Origin of the sequence: Mycobacterium sp. (genome assembly GCF_035314665.1) — a bacterium.
Lineage (GTDB): Bacteria > Actinomycetota > Actinomycetes > Mycobacteriales > Mycobacteriaceae > Mycobacterium.
The window spans coordinates 15,063-31,042 of the sequence record NZ_DATFZD010000433.1; the positions used below are offsets into that span (position 1 = coordinate 15,063).

Sequence of the window (15,980 nt, forward strand, 5' to 3'; positions counted from 1 at the left end):
CAGGTTTTGGGGGCTTTTGCGAATGTTGGCCTGGGGCGGTTACTTAGCCTTCTCGAGGATGTCGACGAGCCGCCAGCGCTTCGTTGCCGAGAGCGGACGAGTCTCCATCAGCGAGACGCGGTCGCCGATACCGGCGATGCTGTTCTCGTCGTGCGCCTTGACCTTCGTGGTGGTCCGGATGATCTTGCCGTACAGCGGGTGGCGCCTACGGTCTTCCAGCTCGACGACGATGGTCTTCTGCATTTTGTCACTCACCACGAAGCCGATGCGGGTCTTACGCCGACCGCGCGGCTTCGGAGTGCTCGGTGTGTGCTTAGGGCCCTTGGCATTGGCCGCCGTCTCTTTCGCGGCGGCGGCTTCCGGAGCGGCCTTAGCTGGAGCCTTGGCCGGGGCCTTGGCGGTCTTCGCGGGGGTTTTCGCTTCTGCCATTACGAGTCCTCACCATTGGGGCCCGCGGCCAGCCCGAGTTCACGTTCACGAAGCACGGTGTAAATGCGTGCGATCTCCTGGCGCACCGTGCGCAGTCGACGATTGTTGTTGAGCTGACCGGTCGCCATTTGGAAACGCAGGTTGAACAGCTCTTCCTTGGATTCGCGCAGCCGCGCGGTCAGCTCCTCGTCGGTGAGCTCGCGCAGTTCGCCAGGGGAAACTCCCACTGCCATCAGAACTGCTCCTCTCGAGTAACGATGCGTGCCTTGATCGGCAGCTTGTGGATTGCTCGGGTCAACGCGTCCCGGGCGATCGTTTCATTCGGGTAGCTGAGCTCGAAGAGAATCCGGCCGGGCTTCACGTTGGACACCCACCACTCCGGCGAGCCCTTACCGGAACCCATTCGGGTTTCCGCCGGCTTCTTGGTCAGCGGGCGATCCGGGAAGATGTTGATCCACACCTTGCCGCCACGCTTGATGTGCCGGTTGATGGCGATACGCGCTGCCTCGATCTGCCGGTTGGTGATATAGGCATGCTCCAGCGCCTGGATGCCGTAGTCGCCGAAACTCACCTGTGTGCCGCCGCTCGCGAGCCCGCGTTGACGCGGATGGTGTTGCTTGCGGTGCTTGACTCTGCGGGGAATCAACATGATTCAGCTCTCCGTACTCTGCGTCTCGAGGGCCGGCTCGTCAGCCGGCGGTGCGGCCGGTGCAATCGAAGCCTCCTCGGCGCCCGAGGCGGCGCGTCCGGCCTCGGTGCTGGTCGCCGTCGTGCCCGCGGCGCCGCTGCGGCGCGGACGGGTGCCCGACGGCCGTTCGCGGCGCGGACGTTCGCCGCCGGCGGCAGACGGAGCGACCAGTTCGCGCTTGCCACCAACGATGTCGCCCTTGTAGATCCACACCTTCACGCCGATGCGGCCGAAGGTGGTCTTGGCTTCGTACAAGCCATAGTCGATATCGGCACGCAAGGTGTGCAGCGGAACCCGGCCTTCGCGGTAGAACTCCGAGCGGCTCATTTCCGCGCCGCCGAGGCGGCCCGAGCACTGCACCCGGATGCCCTTGACGTTGGGCTGACGCATGGCCGACTGGATGGCCTTGCGCATCGCACGCCGGAACGCCACGCGGTTGCTCAACTGCTCTGCGACGCCTTGCGCTACCAACTGGGCTTGCGACTCAGGGTTTTTCACCTCGAGGATGTTCAGCTGGACCTGCTTGCCGGTCAATTTCTCCAGATCCGCACGGATGCGGTCGGCCTCGGTGCCGCGGCGGCCGATGACGATACCCGGCCGGGCGGTGTGGATGTCCACCCGAACTCGGTCCCGGGTGCGCTCAATCTCCACGTCGGCAATCCCGGCGCGTTCCAGACCGGTGGACAGCAGCCGACGGATCGCCACGTCCTCCTTGACGTACTCCGCGTACTGCTTGTCCGCATACCAACGGGACTTCCAGTCGGTCGTGATGCCGAGGCGGAATCCGTGCGGATTGATCTTCTGGCCCACTACTGCGAGCCTCCCTTCGCTTCCGAAGTCGCGTCAGTCCCAGTGGACTTCGCGGCGGATGCCTTCTTTGCGGGCGCCTTCTTGGCCGGAGCCTTCTCAGCGGTTGCCTTCTGAGCGGTTGCCTTCTCAGCCGGAGCCTTCTTAGCCGGCGCTTTGGCAGCGATTGCCTTCTTTGCGGGCGCCTCTTCGGCGGCGGCCTTCTTGGCCGGCGCCTTCGCGGCGGCGGCCTTACTGGCCTGCGCGCGACGCGAACGCGCCGCGCTGGCGGATTGCGAACCCCGCGCATCCTTGGTCGGCCGGCTTTCCACCACCACGGTGATGTGGCTGGTGCGCCGGCGAATCCGGAAAGCGCGGCCCTGCGCGCGCGGACGGATCCGCTTGGCGGTCGGACCGTCGTCGGCGTAGACGGAGGCCACCACCAGCGTCGCCGGGTCCAAGCCGTCGTTGTTCTGCGCGTTGGCGGCGGCGCTCGCGATGACCTTGGCCACCGGCAGGCTCGCCGCCTGCGGTGCCCAGCGCAGAATGTCCAGCGCTTCTGCCACCGACTTGCCACGCACCAGGTCAATCACCCGGCGTGCCTTGGTCGGCGATACCCGCACGAACCGTGCCTTGGCTACCGCAGAAGGAAATTCAGTCGGGGCGCTCATCGCCGCTTGGCCTTCCGGTCGTCCTTGATGTGTCCCTTGAAGGTGCGTGTCGGCGCGAACTCACCCAGCTTGTGGCCCACCATCGCCTCGGTAATGAACACCGGCACATGCTTGCGGCCGTCGTGAACCGCGAACGTGTGACCGATGAAATCGGGAATGATGGTCGACCGGCGCGACCAGGTCTTGATGACCTGCTTGGTGTTCTTCTCGTTCTGCACGTCGACCTTCTTCAACAGATGGTCGTCGACGAACGGACCCTTCTTCAGGCTGCGTGGCATCTTCTAACTCCTCGACTTCCTAGCGCCCGTGCTTCTTGCCGGTGCGCCGGCGCCGGACGATGAGCTTGTCGCTGGTCTTGTGGCTCCTGCGGGTACGGCCCTCGGGCTTGCCCCACGGGCTCACCGGGTGCCGACCACCGGAGGTCTTGCCCTCACCACCGCCGTGCGGGTGGTCGACGGGGTTCATCACCACACCACGTACCGACGGCCGCTTGCCCTTCCAGCGCATCCGCCCGGCCTTACCCCAGTTGATGTTGGCCTGCTCGGCGTTGCCGACCTCGCCGACGGTGGCGCGGCAGCGCACGTCGACGCGACGGATCTCACCGCTGGGCATCCGCAGCGAGGCGTAAGTCCCTTCCTTGCCGAGCAATTGGATGCTCGAACCGGCCGAGCGAGCAAGCTTGGCGCCGCCACCCGGCCGCAGCTCGACCGCGTGGATCAAGGTACCGGCCGGAATATTGCGCAGTGGCAGGTTATTGCCCGGCTTGATATCGGCGTTGGCGCCGGACTCCACTACGTCGCCCTGCGACAGGCCTTGCGGCGCAATGATGTAACGCTTTTCGCCGTCCAGGTAGTGCAGCAGCGCGATGTTCGCGGTGCGGTTGGGATCGTATTCGATCTCCGCGACCTTGGCGTTCACGCCGTCCTTGTCGTTACGGCGAAAGTCGATCACCCGGTAGGCACGCTTGTGCCCACCACCCTTGTGGCGGGTGGTGATGCGGCCGTGCGCGTTGCGTCCACCACGCCCGTGCAGCGGTCGGACCAACGACTTCTCCGGTTCGGAGCGTGTGATCTCGGCAAAATCGGAGACGCTGGCACCGCGGCGACCCGGAGTCGTCGGCTTGTACTTGCGAATTCCCATATCTGTTAAGTCTCTCTATCCTCGGCTACGCCGGTGCTCCGAACAGGTCGATCGGCTTGCTGCCGGGCGCCAGCGTCACGATGGCGCGCTTGGTGCTCTTCCGCTTGCCGAACCCGGTCCTAGTGCGCTTGCGCTTGCCCTGACGGTTGGCGGTGTTCACCGCCGCCACCTTGACCGAAAAGATCTTCTCGATCGCGATTTTGATTTGCGTCTTGTTCGAATCGGGGTGCACCAGGAACGTGTACACGTTGTCGTCGATCAGCCCGTAGGACTTCTCCGAGATGACCGGGGCCAGAATGATGTCGCGGGGGTCAGTGACGGTCGCCATCAGGCCGAAACCTCCTCAACTGACTTGGTGTTGGCGGTGATGTAGGCGTTCAGCGCCTCGACGGAAAACACCACATCGTCGGCACGCAACACGTCATAGGTGTTGAGCTGGTCCGGCGACAGGATGTGCACACCCGGCAAGTTGCGCACGCTCTTGGCACTGGTCTCGTCGCTGCGTCCGATGACCACCAGCACCTGCTTGCGGTCGGTCAACGTGCCCAGAAAAGCCTTGGCGCTCTTGGTCGACGGGGTCTGTCCCGCCACCAATTCGGTGACCGCGTGAATGCGACCATTGCGTGCCCGGTCCGACAACGCACCGCGCAACGCGGCGGCGATCATCTTCTTCGGAGTGCGCTGGCTGTAGTCGCGAGGCGTAGGACCATGCACGACGCCACCGCCGGTGAACTGCGGGGCGCGCGTCGAACCCTGTCGGGCGCGACCAGTGCCCTTCTGCCGGTACGGCTTACGACCACCGCCGCGAACCTCACCGCGGGTCTTGGTCGAGTGCGTGCCCTGCCGGGCCGCGGCCCGCTGCGCCGTCACCACCTGGTGCATCAGCGCGATGTTCGCGGGTGCGTCGAACAGCGCGGCCGGCAGCTCAACCGAGCCCTCGGTCTTGCCGGCCGGCGTCTTGACGTCAATCTTTTGCGCTTTCCCAGCCTTCTCGGTCTTCTGGGTAGCCATTACTTCTCACCTCGCTTGATCGCGCTACGGACCATGACGAGTCCGCCAGTGCGGCCTGGCACGGCGCCCTTGATCAGCAGCACGCCGTTCTCGGCATCGACCTTGTGCACCAAGAGGTTCTGCATGGTGACCCGGTCGTTACCCATCCGGCCGGCCATCCGAGTGCCCTTGAACACCCGCGCCGGGGTGGCGCAACCTCCGATGGAACCGGGACGACGGTGTACCGCCTGAGCGCCGTGGCTGGCGCCCTGCCCGCGGAAGCCGTGCCGCTTCATGGTTCCGGCGAAACCCTTACCTTTCGAGGTGCCGGTCACGTCGACATAGGTTCCGGCGGAAAAGATCTCGGCCGTCAGCTCCTGGCCAACTTGGTAATCGCCCGCCGCTTCGGCGTCGTCGAGACGGAACTCGGCCAGGTGCCGGCGTGGGTTGACGCCGGCGGCGGCGTACTGACCGCCCAGCGGCTTGTTGACCTTGCGTGGACTGATCTCGCCGTAGGCCAGCTGCACCGCGCTGTAGCCGTCAAGTTCGGGTGTACGGATTCGGGTCACCACGTTCGGCCCGGCCTTGACCACCGTCACAGGGACAACGCGGTTGTTCTCGTCGAACACCTGCGTCATACCCAGCTTGGTGCCCAGAATGCCCTTTCTCGCCATTGCTCGCAGATCTCCTACTGGATGTTGACGTCGACGCTGGCAGGCAGATCGATGCGCATCAGCGCGTCAACGGTCTTCGGTGTCGGGTCGAGGATGTCGATCAGCCGTTTGTGGGTGCGCATTTCGAAGTGCTCCCGCGAATCCTTGTACTTATGCGGTGAGCGAATGACGCAATACACGTTCTTCTCAGTGGGCAACGGCACCGGACCCACCACGCTGGCGCCAGTCCGGACCACCGTCTCGACGATCTTGCGCGCCGAGGCGTCAATGGCCTCGTGGTCGTAGGCCTTGAGCCTGATGCGGATCTTCTGTCCCGCCACGCTTCTCCTACCTCACTTCCAGTGCCGGTGACCCGGTGTTCCGTTGAGCGTCGATCACCAGAATCGATCTGGCGTCCGCGCTCGCATGTTGCGCCGCTGTTTACCTGTCGTGGTTCACCGGCCCCCGCGGTCGGGTGTGTCGCCCGCACGCAGCCTGGTCCGCGATCGAAATTCGTCGCGCTCCAAGATTGGGACCGGACGCGCCCGTTTGGACGCCGGTCGTATGCCCGACCAGGCGGAAACCCGGCGCAAGGCAACCTGAACAGTATGCCCTAGATCCCGTTATCGGCCAAATCTCCTCGACCCGACGATCAGTCCGGCTGATCAGCGGCGTCGACAGCAGCGACGCCAGGCCCGCGCAGCCCCGGACGACGCCTCCTTACTCCAGAGTAAGATACGTCGGCATGACAAGCCAGACCAGCACATATGCCGCGTGGCGGCGGCTTTCCGGCCGGCCCGGTGGCACCCTGCTCTTCTCAGCGGCGGCGATGGTGCGGGTTCCGTACTTCGCCTCGGTCCTCCCACACGTCGTGCGGATGGAGCCGGGTCTGGCCGAGGTGCGGGTGCCCAAGTGGTTCCTGGTCTACAACCACTTGCATACCGTCCATGCCATCGCGTCCTGCAACGCCGCCGAAGTGGCGATGGGAATGCTGATGGAGGCCACCGTGCCGCGCAGCCATCGCTGGATACCGAAATCGATGACGGTGCAGTACCTGGACAAGGCCACCACATCGTTGCGGGCACGGGCTCAACTCGACGTACCGGATTTCACCCAGATCACCGAGGGCGTCGAGCTCGTCGTGCCGGTGTCGGTGACCGACCGCGAAGGCACCGAGGTCGTCCACGCCGACATCACCACCTGGGTCACTCCGGTTGGCTAGCAGCGCAATTGGCAGGTTCCGTGCCCGCGGCGCACCAGGCCGCTGTCGAACTCCAGCACTTCGTTCACCAGGGCGCCGCTCTGGTTGCGGTAATTGATGACCAGGACCGACTCGCCCTGATAGACAGCGACGATGTCGAAGTGCAGGTCGGGCATCGTTTTCAGTGCGGCGCACCAGTATTCGCGTAAGTCGACCTTACCGCGTACCACTCCGTGGGAATCCGGCATCACCCGGGCCGCGACCGGTGAGGTGAAGACGACATCGTCGTGAAAATGTGCCAGCACCGCGTCGACGTCATGGCGGTTCCAGGCCGTAACCCAATCTTCGGCGAAGACGCCCGGTTCCGGTGTGCTCACGACCTGCCCTTCAGCGACGCCCAGAACTCGCACTGGTGTGCTTGCTCGAAGTTGGTGATGACCTTGGCTCCGCCCGGGCGCAGCGACATCCAGAAATTGTGTTCGGGATCCCCACCTTTCGCCGGCCATTCCGGCAGGCCCTTGGCCTTCGGTGCGCCGTCGGCGACGAAATGGCTCCAGTAGCTGATCATCTGGTCGGACAGAATCCGCTGTTCGGGATCCATCCGCGGTGTGCCGCCGACGGTGAACAGATAGCGCAACTCCAACGAGTGGCTGGCGCCGACGGGAAATGGGGCCGCCCGCAACGTCTTCGGTGCCGGTGCGTGGGGGTCGTCGAACTCGTAGGTATACACCGGTGCGCCTTGGCTCAGCGAGTCGGCCAATCGGTCTGCGACGCAAGAGAAGACGCCATCGGTGACCGCCGCCGAATAGGCAAGCGACGCGTCGCCGCCGTAGTGGTCAGGCGGGTAGTGCGCCACCACCGGGGCGCCGTCGGCGCCGAAGATGTCTGCGAGCAAGCGTGGGTACTCGGCGGCCCGGACGCCCCGGCCCATCTTCAAGTACCGCAGCGCCGCGAACAGGGTGAACTCGTCGTGGTTGACGCCGATCAGCACCGGAACCCGGGCCGCCCGGCCGTCGGCGAACGCCGCGACCGGCCCGTCGGGCAACAGAGTTGTCCCGGTGACCGGACCGGAGAGCGCGTCGGAGTCCCCGATGGAGACGTACCAAGGGGGACGGTCGAGCTTGCTCGCCGGTAGCGCGCGCAAACACGCCGCGGTGCTGGCCGGATTGCGGCAGCCCGCTGCCGCCGCGTAATCCACGCTGCGGCGCTGCCCAGTCGCCAGGTCGGCCTGCGCCTGACACGGCGCGCTTTGGATGATCGCCGCGCGGAACAGCCCCGCCGACCCGGGCGCCACCAGGTGATCGCACACCGACATACCGCCCGCGGATTCGCCGGCGATCGTCACTTTGCGCGGATCGCCGCCGAAATCGGCGATGTGGTCGCGGACCCAGCGCAGCGCGGCCTGCTGGTCGGCCAGCCCGTAGTCTCCGACGCTGTCCGGCGGTCCGAGCGACGGGTGCGCCAAGAAGCCCAACGCGCCCAGTCGGTAGTTGATCGTCACGACGACGATGTGACCCTTGGCGGCCAGCCATCGCGCGTGGTACATATCGCCGTTGCCGTTGACGAATCCCCCGCCGTGGATCCACACCATCACCGGGCGCTTGTCGTTGCCTCGGCCGCGCGGCGGCGTCCACACGTTGAGGGTGAGGCAGTTTTCGCTGGTCGCCTTGCCCACATGCGGGTCGGGTCCGGTGTCTTGCATGCACTGCGGCCCCGGTTTGCTGGCATCCAGCATCCCCGACCACTTCGCCGCCGGCCGTGGTGGCTGCCAGCGCAGCGCGCCGACGGGTGGTGCGGCATACGGAATGCCTTGGAACAGACGGTAATCCGCGGCGGCCATGCCGCGTACCACGCCCATCGAGGTGCGCACAACGCCGGCATCCAGCGGGCCGGCATACGCCGGTTCATGCTTCACAGATGTGATGCCGCCCCGCCCACACGCCAACGCCGCCAAAGCCGTCACCAGTAGGACGGCCCAGGCTCGTCGCAGACGAGACGATCGGGTCGGCACGAAAACCCAGCGTACGGATCGAGGAAAACCGCTCGCGGGGAATCGGCGATCACGGCCACTAGAAAACCTGCAGTTGACTGCCCGGCACGACTTTCGTCGGCGGTCTCAAGCACCTGCCGATTCGTTGCGAGCTTCGTTGAGCGGCTGGTTCTGCGTGCGCTGCACATGCAAGAAGCCGTCCACGGCGGCGCGCGCGCATTCCCGGTAGTCGAAGTCGGGAAGGGTTGACAGCCGGCCCAACACCACCGGACCGATCAGCAGGGCGATCGCCCGCGGGCGGTCGATCTCGCCCAGCTCGGCGGCCTCCGGGCTGTCGAAAATGGCATCGAACGGCGCGGCGTACTGGTCGGCAATACGCTCCCGCAATGTACTGATCGCCGGGCTGTCGGCGGTGCGGGTGCGACGGGATTCTGGCAACTGTTCCAAGTCTCGCCCCAGCGCCAGCCAACTCATCGCGGTCAGCATGCCGGCGGCCTCGGAGATCGATTGCCCAAATGCCAGCACCACCCCGATGAGCCGGTCGCGCAGCGGATCAGTATCGCAAGGCATCGGCGCGGGCGGTATCAGGCTGTTGAATGCCGCTGCCAGTAAATCGTTTCCGCTCGGGAAGTGGCGATACAAAGTGGCGCGGGCGACATTGGCACCACGTGTGACCGCATCGACGGTGACCGCGCTTGGACCACCGGCGCGAAGCAGCGCGGTAGCGGCTTCCAGCAACCGAGCCCGTGAACGCGCCGGCCGTGGGTCGGTCTTATCGGTGATGTAGACCACCTCCCGTTTACCAGCAAGATTATCCGTCTACCTACAAGACTGTTAGTCTCGAAAGTGACCCGTCCCCGAAAGGAGACGCATCGCCATGGTCAATACCTACGCCCGGTCTGACCAGCGTACTGAAGCGCCCGCCCCACTCGGTTCGAACCGGGCCCGAATCTGGACGATGGTCGTCGCCTGCATGGGCGTGACCCTGGTGATTGCGTCAATGGTCGCGCTGAACACCGCGCTGGGCGACATCGCCGTGACCACCTCGGCGACGCAGACGCAGCTGACCTGGATCGTGGACTGCTACTCGGTGGCGCTGGCTTGCCTGCTGTTGCCGGCCGGGGCCATCGGCGACCGCTACGGCCGCCGCGGCGCCTTCCTTATTGGGCTGGCCACATTCGGGATCGCTTCGCTGGCGTCGACGGTGTTCACCGATCCGCTCGAGCTCATCGTGGCCCGCGGTGTCGCCGGCGTCGGGGCGGCGTTCATCATGCCCGCCACGCTGTCACTGTTGACGGCCAATCACCGCGACGACGAGCGGGCGAAGGCCACCGGCATCTGGGCGGGCGTCGCGGGATGCGGCGCCGTCATCGGCATGCTGGGATCCGGAACGCTGCTGCATCTCTGGTCGTGGCGATCCATCTTCTGGGCCTTCGCGGGCTTTGCGGCGCTGATCTTCGTCTTGGCATGCACCGTGAAGTCCTCCCGCGACGGCGAGGCCACTCCGCTGGACTGGGCGGGTGCCGGGCTGATCGCAGGCGCTGTCGCGGTTTTCGTGTACGGCGTGCTCGAAGCACCCGCCCGCGGGTGGACTCACCCGTTGGTCTACGGGTCGATGATTGCCGGGGTGGCACTGGCGTTGGCGTTTGGATTCGTCGAAATGCGACGGCGCCATCCGCTCCTCGACGTTCGGTTGTTCCGCAGACCGGATTTCGCCACCGGATCGGCCACGATCACCGTGTTTTTCATGGCAATGTTCGGCTTCTTCTTCGTCATCATGCAATACATCCAGCTGGTCATGGGCTACAGCCCGATCCAGACCGCATTCGCGTTGAGCCCCCTGATGGCGCCCATGCTGACGTTGTCCGTGCTGTCCCCGTGGTATCTGCCGCGAATGGGTCTGCGGCTGGTGACGTTCATCGGCCTGCTGCTCATCTCGGCCGGGTTCCTGTGGATGCGGGTCCTGCAGCTCGACTCCCCGTACTGGGACATGATGTGGCCGCTGCTGGTGATGAGCACCGGCATCGGATTCTGTACGGCGCCAAGCACGTTAGCGATCATGACGGCGGTGCCCGACGAGAAGCAGGGTGTCGCCTCTGCCGTCAACGACACCACCCGCGAGGTCGGTGCCGCCGTCGGGATCGCGCTGGCCGGTTCCATCCTCGCGGCGCGATATGCCCACGTCGTGGCTCCGCATCTGGCAGGCTTCCCGGGTCCGGTACGCTCGGCGGCCTCACATTCGCTGGCTCAGGCCTTGGAGATCTCCAAAACGCTTGGCCCGCGAGGTGGTCAACTCGCCGAACTCAGCCAAGCCGCATTCCTGCGCGCGATGGAAACGTCGATGCTGGTGCTGGGACTGATCATCGCCGTAGCCGCACTGGTGATCGGCGCCTGGGCGCCGGGCCGCGACGGTCAGCAGTTGCGGCCGGTGCGGCGAATCCTCGCGCGCCTGACGTCAGCCGACGAACTCGGCCGCCCGGTGTCCCAGCATCACGATGCTGGCGTGCGGGCCGCGGCTGGTGATCGCGGGCAGGACGGATCCGTCGATCACCCATAAGCCGTCGATGCCGTGGACGCGGCACCGGTGATCGACGACGGCCGCCGGATCCCCTGCGCGGCCCATCGGGGCGCTGCCGCATAAATGCTGCGACGTCGACCAGGCCGGTTCGCCGACTTTGGTTGTCGGACCGGCCAATTCGCGGGCCAACTCGCAGCCCCGGGTTAGCGCGGCCACGTCGTGGGGTTCGCTGTCGTAGCGATGTTCGATTCGCGGCGGCAGCGCTGCGTCGGCGGAGACCAGCGAAATGCGACCCCGGGCCCGCGGCTGCATGAGCGCTACACCGATGTGCGGCCAGTCCGGATGACCCGCCGTGCCGTCGCCGACCATCGCCACGAAACCGCCGGTATAGGGTCGTATCTCGAGGTCATCAGGGGTGCTGAGCACGACTTCGAGCACTGGTCGACCGGGAGCGACCTCCCAGTCGGTCGGCAACACCCATTCCGGATGGTCGCTGCAGGCCATTCCGACCGGCAAGCCGGCCACCACGTCGACCCCGGCGGCACGCAGCATCGCCGGGTCGCCGATGCCGGAAAGCATGAGCAGGTGTGCGGACTCGATCGCCCCGGCGGACAGCACAATTCGATCAGCGGCGGCCGAGATCGGGCCGCCCGGACCGACGGCGTCGACGCCCACGGCCCGACTGCCCGAGAAGCGCAGCCGGATCACTCGTGTCTGGGTCAGAACCGACAGATTCGCTCGTCCCGATGCGGGCAACAGATAGGCGGCACCCGAGCCGGTACGCACGCCGTCGACGATGTTGAGCGGGACGGCACCCACGCCCACCGAGGCATTTGCCACGTCGTTGAGATCGGGGATCCAGGCAAACCCGGCCTGCTCTGCCGCATCTACGAAAGATACTGTACTGCCGGTGATTTCGCGAGTGCGACGAACCGGGATCGGGCCGTCGGCCCCGTGCGCGGGCCCGGCGAAATCCAGGTCGGTCTCGATAGCCCGGAAGTGACCGATGACGTCCGACCACGCCCACCCGGGCAGTCGGTAGCCGTCGAAGTCTCGTGGCAAACCGCGGCAGAAGTATCCGCCGTTGACCGCACCAGAACCCCCGATCGTCGCGCCGCGCATGATCGTGATCTGGCGAGCCGGCCGGTCGGTCAGTTGCGCCTGGTAGCGCTGGACAAGCGGACTGGCGGCGCCGATCGGCAGCCGCAACCCGTCGGTCGTTTCGGCCCGCAGCGCGAGATCGGCGAGCCCGAGCCCCGCCTCCAGCACGGTTACCACACAGCTTGGATCAGCCGAAAGACGATTCGCAACAACAGATCCCGCGCTTCCAGCACCGACGATCAGCACATCGCTGTGCAGCGCAGCTGCGGTCAGGAGTCAGACCCGAATCTGCGGCTTGAGCGGACCGATGTTGCGCTCCCGCACCACGCCGTACCACAGCCCGAGGCCGTAGGCCAGATCATCGAGACGCTTGAGCACCAGGTAGGTCAGCAGCCCGATCGGTTTGGCGTCTTCGTCGGCGAACCGCCGGCGGCTGGCCCAGTCCACCACCCCGTCGACGACGGCGGCGACCAGCACCACCCGGCGGCATGGCCTGAATAGAACGGCCGCCAGCAAGGCGACGGGCCAGTAATGCCGGCAAATCGCCGAGGCCAGTTGCATCGCCGCCGACCAAAGGCCGCGGGCGGCCACCGCCAGTACATCCGAGATCTGGGTGTCGGCGCCCTGCAACGTCTTGGCGATCCGCCGACCCGTTAGCCCGGCCACGAGCAGCGACGCCAGATAGCTGAAGCTCGAGCCGATGGCCATCAGGATCCACGCCGCAAGTGCCCATCCGGAGATCATCAGCGGCGCGATCTTGTCCGGGTGCCGCACCGACAACGGGGCGGCGGAACCACCGTAAAACGCTTTGCGCGCAATCCAGTCCCGCAACTGCGTTCGATGATCGTGCCCCACCTGGGCGATCGGCTCGTAGCGCAGCCGGGTACCCGCTTCGACAAGTCGCCAGCACAGATCGACGTCCTCACCGGAGCGCAGGGTCTCGTCGAAGCCGCCGATGTCGCGCAGGTTGGACGTGCGGCAAATGATCGCCGCACTGGGCACATAGGAGACGCTGGTGTACGGGATGACAGGGGCTTCACGCTGCCCGAGGTCCAGCGATGAGCGCACCGCCTCGTAGCGAGCTACCAAGTGGTCGGTCTGGGCCAGACCCACGATCCGCGGGGCGACCAATGCCACCGTGGGATCACAGAAATGACCGAGCAGCACCTCCAGCCAGCCGCGTCGCGGGACGACGTCGGAGTCCAAGAAGGCGACGTAACCCGACTTACAGGCGGCAAGACCGGTATTGCGTGCTGCCGCAGGCCCTTTGCTTTGCTCATGGCGCAGTACTTCGATGTCGGAGTGCGGCCCGGCAATGTTGTCTCGCTCGATCGGTGTCGATGAGCCGTCGTCGACGACGATGATCCGCAGGCCGCGCAATGCGGCGACCAACCGACGCAGGCCATAAGGGTTGTCCCGCACGGGAATTACGACGGTTACGTCGCGGTGCGACGGTCCTCCCGCGGGCCGCGGGTGAGCCACTGTGGCGTCCAGCAGGGTTCGGGCCAGCTCGGCGCTCACGGCGTCGTGGACTTTGAGGCGGCCGTCGGCGAGCATGTCCTGGGCGGCCGGCGCCAACCGCAACAACCGGGTGGGCGAGCCACCCAGCAAAGCGGAGCCTTGGCCGAGCACCCTGACCCGGCGGTCGACTTGCACAGCAAATCCATCCGGCAACCGCGCCTGAGTCATGAGCGCCGCTCCTCAGTGCCGGCTGCGCCAGCACCGTCGTCGTCGGCGCGGGTCATGTGAGCATCCCGTCCGTCGCGGGCGCCCAACGTCTGACCCGGCTCAGGCAATCGTCGACCATCTCCGCGAGCATCCGCTTCCCCTCTGTAGCGGTCGCCGTGGTCGGGTCACCCAATACGCCAAGTTCGCTGACCGCCGCGACTCCCCCGCGTCGCATTGACGGTAGCAGGTCTGACAGCGGCGCGCCGTTGCCCGCACGCCACCGGTCGGTCAGTACGTCGGCCGGCGAAATATGGAGCAATACCGAAGTTTCTGCGTGACCGGCATGGGCGTCGGAGCCCGCCACCGCGCAGGGTGACCATCCGGCGTCACGCCCTTCGGACCGCAGTTGGGCCACCGCGCGGCGAAGCGCCCTGACGTTGCCGCCATGGCCGTTGATGAAGACCAGCCGCTGCGCCCAGCAGGTGGCCGACCTGCCATACTCGACCAGCAGCATGGTCAGCGCTTCGGTGCCGATGGAGATGGTTCCGGGGAAGCTTTGGTGCTCGCCGCTGTCGCCATAGGCGATGGACGGTGCCGCGACCCAGTGCAGCTGGGGGTCGCCGGACAGGCGGGCGGTGACCCCGTTGGCGACGGCGGTCGCGATCCGGGTGTCGGTGTCCAGCGGCAGGTGGGGGCCATGCTGTTCGGTGGATCCGACCGGAATGGTTACGCCCAGCGACATGCCTTGGAGTTGGCTCGACGTCGAGCCCCCTAGTCCGGCGAGGACAACCACTCGGTGATGGTAAGACGAATTCACCTGTCGTGCATCGGTTGTTGGCGCACTCGAAAAATTTTTTGCCGCCGCCCGTTCACTAAACCCGGTCACCGGTGCCACGTCCGCCCCGTGAGCATCAGCAAGCTCGCTGGTCCCGCGCTCGGCGGGGCTACGCCGCTCCCGGCCCGGACGGGGGAACCCCGAGGGCTCGGGCGAACCCGGCCGGCACCAGGATGTCGTCCGGGTTGAGGTCGTGCACGGAAGCTCGCCCGAGTCCCATCAACGCCGAGTCGATGCCACCGCGAAGAATGTCGAGGACGTTCTCGACGCCCGGTTGCCCCGCGGCCGCCAGGCCCCAGAGGTAGGCGCGGCCGATCATCACCGCACGCGCTCCCAATGCCAACGCCTTGACGACGTCGCTGCCCCGGCGGATGCCGCCGTCCAGCAAAACCTCGATCTGGTCGCCGACCGCGTCGACAACCGCGGGCAGCGCGCGGATCGACGCCGGCGTGCCGTCCAGGTTGTTGCCGCCGTGGTTGGACACCGAGATTGCTGAAACACCAGCATCCACAGCCCTTTTGGCGTCATCGACCCGCATCACGCCTTTGAGCATGAATGGGCCGTCCCACTGCTCGCGCAACCAGGCGATGTCCTCCCAGGTCGGCGGCGGCGTCGCCATCCACTCCCCGTAGGCGGCGAAGAACGGCGGTCCGAGCTCGCCGCGGGGGGCCTGGTTGGGCACCCGCAGGTCCGGCGGGCGCAGCGTCTTCCCGTACGTCCACAGCCAGCGCGGGCGAATGATCGCCTCCGGCGACAACTTCAGGATGGTCCGCAGGTTCATCTGCTCCGGGATCGCGGGGCTACCCCAGTCCCGCCCATGCGAGAACGACCAGTCGGTGGTCGCGATCAAGCCAACGGCGCCGGCCTGCCGAGCCCGCTCAACGCGCTGCGCAATCGCCTCACGCCCGCCGAGCCAGTAGACCTGAAAGAACAGCTTGGGGTTGGCGGCGATGACCTCTTCGATCGGCTTGCTGGCGAACGATGACAGCCCCATCGCCGTGCCGCGCGCCGCGGCGGCCCGCGCGACGGCCACTTCACCGTCCGGATCGACCGCTTGCACACCCGTGGGCGAGATGATCACCGGCAGCGAAATCTCTTGACCCATCACAGTTGTCGAGAGGTCGCGCTTTTCGACGGCGCCGACCACATGAGGCGCGAAACCGAGCTCGCTGAACGCCTCGACATTGTCGGAGACGCTCAGCCCCTTCTCGCTGGCGGCGACCAGCGCGGCATAGACCGATTTCGGCAGCCGCCGCTTCGCCCGTTGCTGGGCGATGGCGACCGTCTCGAACCAGACGTCACGGGCCACG

General features: G+C 66.3%; 20 protein-coding genes. 2 read left to right on the forward strand and 18 right to left on the reverse strand.

Annotated features, from left to right (window positions below; translation table 11 throughout):
* Positions 1 to 39: 39 nt before the first annotated feature.
* From rpsQ to rpsJ, 11 genes are read right to left on the reverse strand one after another with little or no spacing between them, the layout of a single operon-like run.
* Positions 40 to 429, reverse strand: a complete 390-nt coding sequence (gene rpsQ / locus VKI00_RS31480) for a 30S ribosomal protein S17 (RefSeq protein ID WP_324446974.1) — start codon at positions 427 to 429, stop codon at positions 40 to 42.
* On the reverse strand, positions 429 to 662 hold the full coding sequence (rpmC, locus tag VKI00_RS31485; RefSeq protein WP_324446976.1) for a 50S ribosomal protein L29: 234 nt from the start codon (positions 660 to 662) through the stop codon (positions 429 to 431). The genes rpsQ and rpmC overlap by 1 nt, the downstream gene beginning before the upstream one ends.
* Entirely contained in the window at positions 662 to 1,078 is a 417-nt protein-coding gene (gene rplP, locus VKI00_RS31490; RefSeq protein ID WP_324446978.1) for a 50S ribosomal protein L16, read from the reverse strand. The genes rpmC and rplP overlap by 1 nt, the downstream gene beginning before the upstream one ends.
* Positions 1,079 to 1,081: 3 nt before the next feature.
* Positions 1,082 to 1,927, reverse strand: a complete 846-nt coding sequence (rpsC, locus tag VKI00_RS31495; protein WP_324446980.1) for a 30S ribosomal protein S3 — start codon at positions 1,925 to 1,927, stop codon at positions 1,082 to 1,084.
* Positions 1,927 to 2,574, reverse strand: a complete 648-nt coding sequence (rplV, locus tag VKI00_RS31500; protein ID WP_324446982.1) for a 50S ribosomal protein L22 — start codon at positions 2,572 to 2,574, stop codon at positions 1,927 to 1,929. The genes rpsC and rplV overlap by 1 nt, the downstream gene beginning before the upstream one ends.
* Positions 2,571 to 2,852: a 30S ribosomal protein S19 gene (gene rpsS / locus VKI00_RS31505; protein ID WP_324446984.1), complete on the reverse strand. Its 282-nt coding sequence runs from the start codon at positions 2,850 to 2,852 to the stop codon at positions 2,571 to 2,573. The genes rplV and rpsS overlap by 4 nt, the downstream gene beginning before the upstream one ends.
* A 19-nt stretch (positions 2,853 to 2,871) precedes the next feature.
* Positions 2,872 to 3,714: a 50S ribosomal protein L2 gene (gene rplB, locus VKI00_RS31510; protein ID WP_324446986.1), complete on the reverse strand. Its 843-nt coding sequence runs from the start codon at positions 3,712 to 3,714 to the stop codon at positions 2,872 to 2,874.
* Between the two features lie 25 nt (positions 3,715 to 3,739).
* Positions 3,740 to 4,042 carry a 50S ribosomal protein L23 gene (rplW, locus tag VKI00_RS31515; RefSeq protein WP_324446988.1) on the reverse strand — a complete coding sequence of 101 codons (303 nt, stop codon included), beginning with the start codon at positions 4,040 to 4,042 and terminating at the stop codon, positions 3,740 to 3,742.
* Positions 4,042 to 4,725 carry a 50S ribosomal protein L4 gene (gene rplD, locus VKI00_RS31520; RefSeq protein WP_324446990.1) on the reverse strand — a complete coding sequence of 228 codons (684 nt, stop codon included), beginning with the start codon at positions 4,723 to 4,725 and terminating at the stop codon, positions 4,042 to 4,044. The genes rplW and rplD overlap by 1 nt, the downstream gene beginning before the upstream one ends.
* Positions 4,725 to 5,378 carry a 50S ribosomal protein L3 gene (gene rplC, locus VKI00_RS31525; protein WP_324446992.1) on the reverse strand — a complete coding sequence of 218 codons (654 nt, stop codon included), beginning with the start codon at positions 5,376 to 5,378 and terminating at the stop codon, positions 4,725 to 4,727. The genes rplD and rplC overlap by 1 nt, the downstream gene beginning before the upstream one ends.
* 14 nt (positions 5,379 to 5,392) lie before the next feature.
* Positions 5,393 to 5,698, reverse strand: a complete 306-nt coding sequence (gene rpsJ / locus VKI00_RS31530; protein WP_003873519.1) for a 30S ribosomal protein S10 — start codon at positions 5,696 to 5,698, stop codon at positions 5,393 to 5,395.
* A 404-nt stretch (positions 5,699 to 6,102) separates the two neighbouring features.
* On the opposite strand from rpsJ, the gene VKI00_RS31535 reads away from it, so the two are divergent.
* Entirely contained in the window at positions 6,103 to 6,579 is a 477-nt protein-coding gene (locus VKI00_RS31535) for a hotdog fold domain-containing protein (RefSeq protein ID WP_324447087.1), read from the forward strand.
* Here the strand turns inward: VKI00_RS31535 and VKI00_RS31540 are convergent.
* The 3 genes from VKI00_RS31540 to VKI00_RS31550 all read right to left on the reverse strand — a co-directional run bounded on the left by VKI00_RS31540 (position 6,576) and on the right by VKI00_RS31550 (position 9,283).
* Complete coding sequence (locus VKI00_RS31540; protein ID WP_324447089.1) at positions 6,576 to 6,935, reverse strand: nuclear transport factor 2 family protein; 360 nt, start codon at positions 6,933 to 6,935, stop codon at positions 6,576 to 6,578. The two genes, VKI00_RS31535 and VKI00_RS31540, sit on opposite strands and share 4 nt — an antisense overlap.
* Positions 6,932 to 8,482 (reverse strand): carboxylesterase/lipase family protein, encoded by a 1,551-nt coding sequence (locus VKI00_RS31545; RefSeq protein ID WP_414687347.1) that lies wholly within the window; start codon positions 8,480 to 8,482, stop codon positions 6,932 to 6,934. The genes VKI00_RS31540 and VKI00_RS31545 overlap by 4 nt, the downstream gene beginning before the upstream one ends.
* 192 nt (positions 8,483 to 8,674) lie before the next feature.
* Positions 8,675 to 9,283, reverse strand: a complete 609-nt coding sequence (locus VKI00_RS31550) for a helix-turn-helix domain-containing protein (RefSeq protein WP_324447132.1) — start codon at positions 9,281 to 9,283, stop codon at positions 8,675 to 8,677.
* Positions 9,284 to 9,425: 142 nt separating this feature from the next.
* On the opposite strand from VKI00_RS31550, the gene VKI00_RS31555 reads away from it, so the two are divergent.
* Complete coding sequence (locus VKI00_RS31555) at positions 9,426 to 11,105, forward strand: MFS transporter (protein WP_324447093.1); 1,680 nt, start codon at positions 9,426 to 9,428, stop codon at positions 11,103 to 11,105.
* Here VKI00_RS31555 and mftG read toward each other — a convergent pair.
* The 4 genes from mftG to mftD form a co-directional block, all read right to left on the reverse strand.
* The gene (mftG, locus tag VKI00_RS31560) at positions 11,004 to 12,440 is read right to left on the reverse strand and encodes a mycofactocin system GMC family oxidoreductase MftG (RefSeq protein ID WP_324447134.1); all 1,437 of its coding nucleotides are present in this window, start codon (positions 12,438 to 12,440) and stop codon (positions 11,004 to 11,006) included. The genes VKI00_RS31555 and mftG overlap by 102 nt on opposite strands.
* 3 nt (positions 12,441 to 12,443) lie before the next feature.
* On the reverse strand, positions 12,444 to 13,856 hold the full coding sequence (gene mftF, locus VKI00_RS31565) for a mycofactocin biosynthesis glycosyltransferase MftF (protein WP_324447095.1): 1,413 nt from the start codon (positions 13,854 to 13,856) through the stop codon (positions 12,444 to 12,446).
* Between the two features lie 52 nt (positions 13,857 to 13,908).
* Positions 13,909 to 14,652, reverse strand: coding sequence for a mycofactocin biosynthesis peptidyl-dipeptidase MftE (mftE, locus tag VKI00_RS31570; protein WP_324447098.1), 744 nt, complete (start codon positions 14,650 to 14,652; stop codon positions 13,909 to 13,911).
* A gap of 127 nt (positions 14,653 to 14,779) precedes the next feature.
* The gene (gene mftD, locus VKI00_RS31575) at positions 14,780 to 15,979 is read right to left on the reverse strand and encodes a pre-mycofactocin synthase MftD (protein WP_324447099.1); all 1,200 of its coding nucleotides are present in this window, start codon (positions 15,977 to 15,979) and stop codon (positions 14,780 to 14,782) included.
* Position 15,980: the final 1 nt, after the last annotated feature.

Bases quoted from the DNA above. Each gene is read 5' to 3' on its own strand.
- rplW (WP_324446988.1), bottom strand. From the start codon at position 4,042: ATGGCGACCGTCACTGACCCCCGCGACATCATTCTGGCCCCGGTCATC.
- VKI00_RS31535 (WP_324447087.1), top strand. From the start codon at position 6,103: ATGACAAGCCAGACCAGCACATATGCCGCGTGGCGGCGGCTTTCCGGC.
- rpsQ (WP_324446974.1), bottom strand. From the start codon at position 429: ATGGCAGAAGCGAAAACCCCCGCGAAGACCGCCAAGGCCCCGGCCAAG.
- rplC (WP_324446992.1), bottom strand. From the start codon at position 5,378: ATGGCGAGAAAGGGCATTCTGGGCACCAAGCTGGGTATGACGCAGGTG.
- rpmC (WP_324446976.1), bottom strand. From the start codon at position 662: ATGGCAGTGGGAGTTTCCCCTGGCGAACTGCGCGAGCTCACCGACGAG.
- rplB (WP_324446986.1), bottom strand. From the start codon at position 3,714: ATGGGAATTCGCAAGTACAAGCCGACGACTCCGGGTCGCCGCGGTGCC.
- rplV (WP_324446982.1), bottom strand. From the start codon at position 2,574: ATGAGCGCCCCGACTGAATTTCCTTCTGCGGTAGCCAAGGCACGGTTC.
- rplD (WP_324446990.1), bottom strand. From the start codon at position 4,725: ATGGCTACCCAGAAGACCGAGAAGGCTGGGAAAGCGCAAAAGATTGAC.
- rplP (WP_324446978.1), bottom strand. From the start codon at position 1,078: ATGTTGATTCCCCGCAGAGTCAAGCACCGCAAGCAACACCATCCGCGT.
- VKI00_RS31555 (WP_324447093.1), top strand. From the start codon at position 9,426: ATGGTCAATACCTACGCCCGGTCTGACCAGCGTACTGAAGCGCCCGCC.
- mftF (WP_324447095.1), bottom strand. From the start codon at position 13,856: ATGACTCAGGCGCGGTTGCCGGATGGATTTGCTGTGCAAGTCGACCGC.
- rpsS (WP_324446984.1), bottom strand. From the start codon at position 2,852: ATGCCACGCAGCCTGAAGAAGGGTCCGTTCGTCGACGACCATCTGTTG.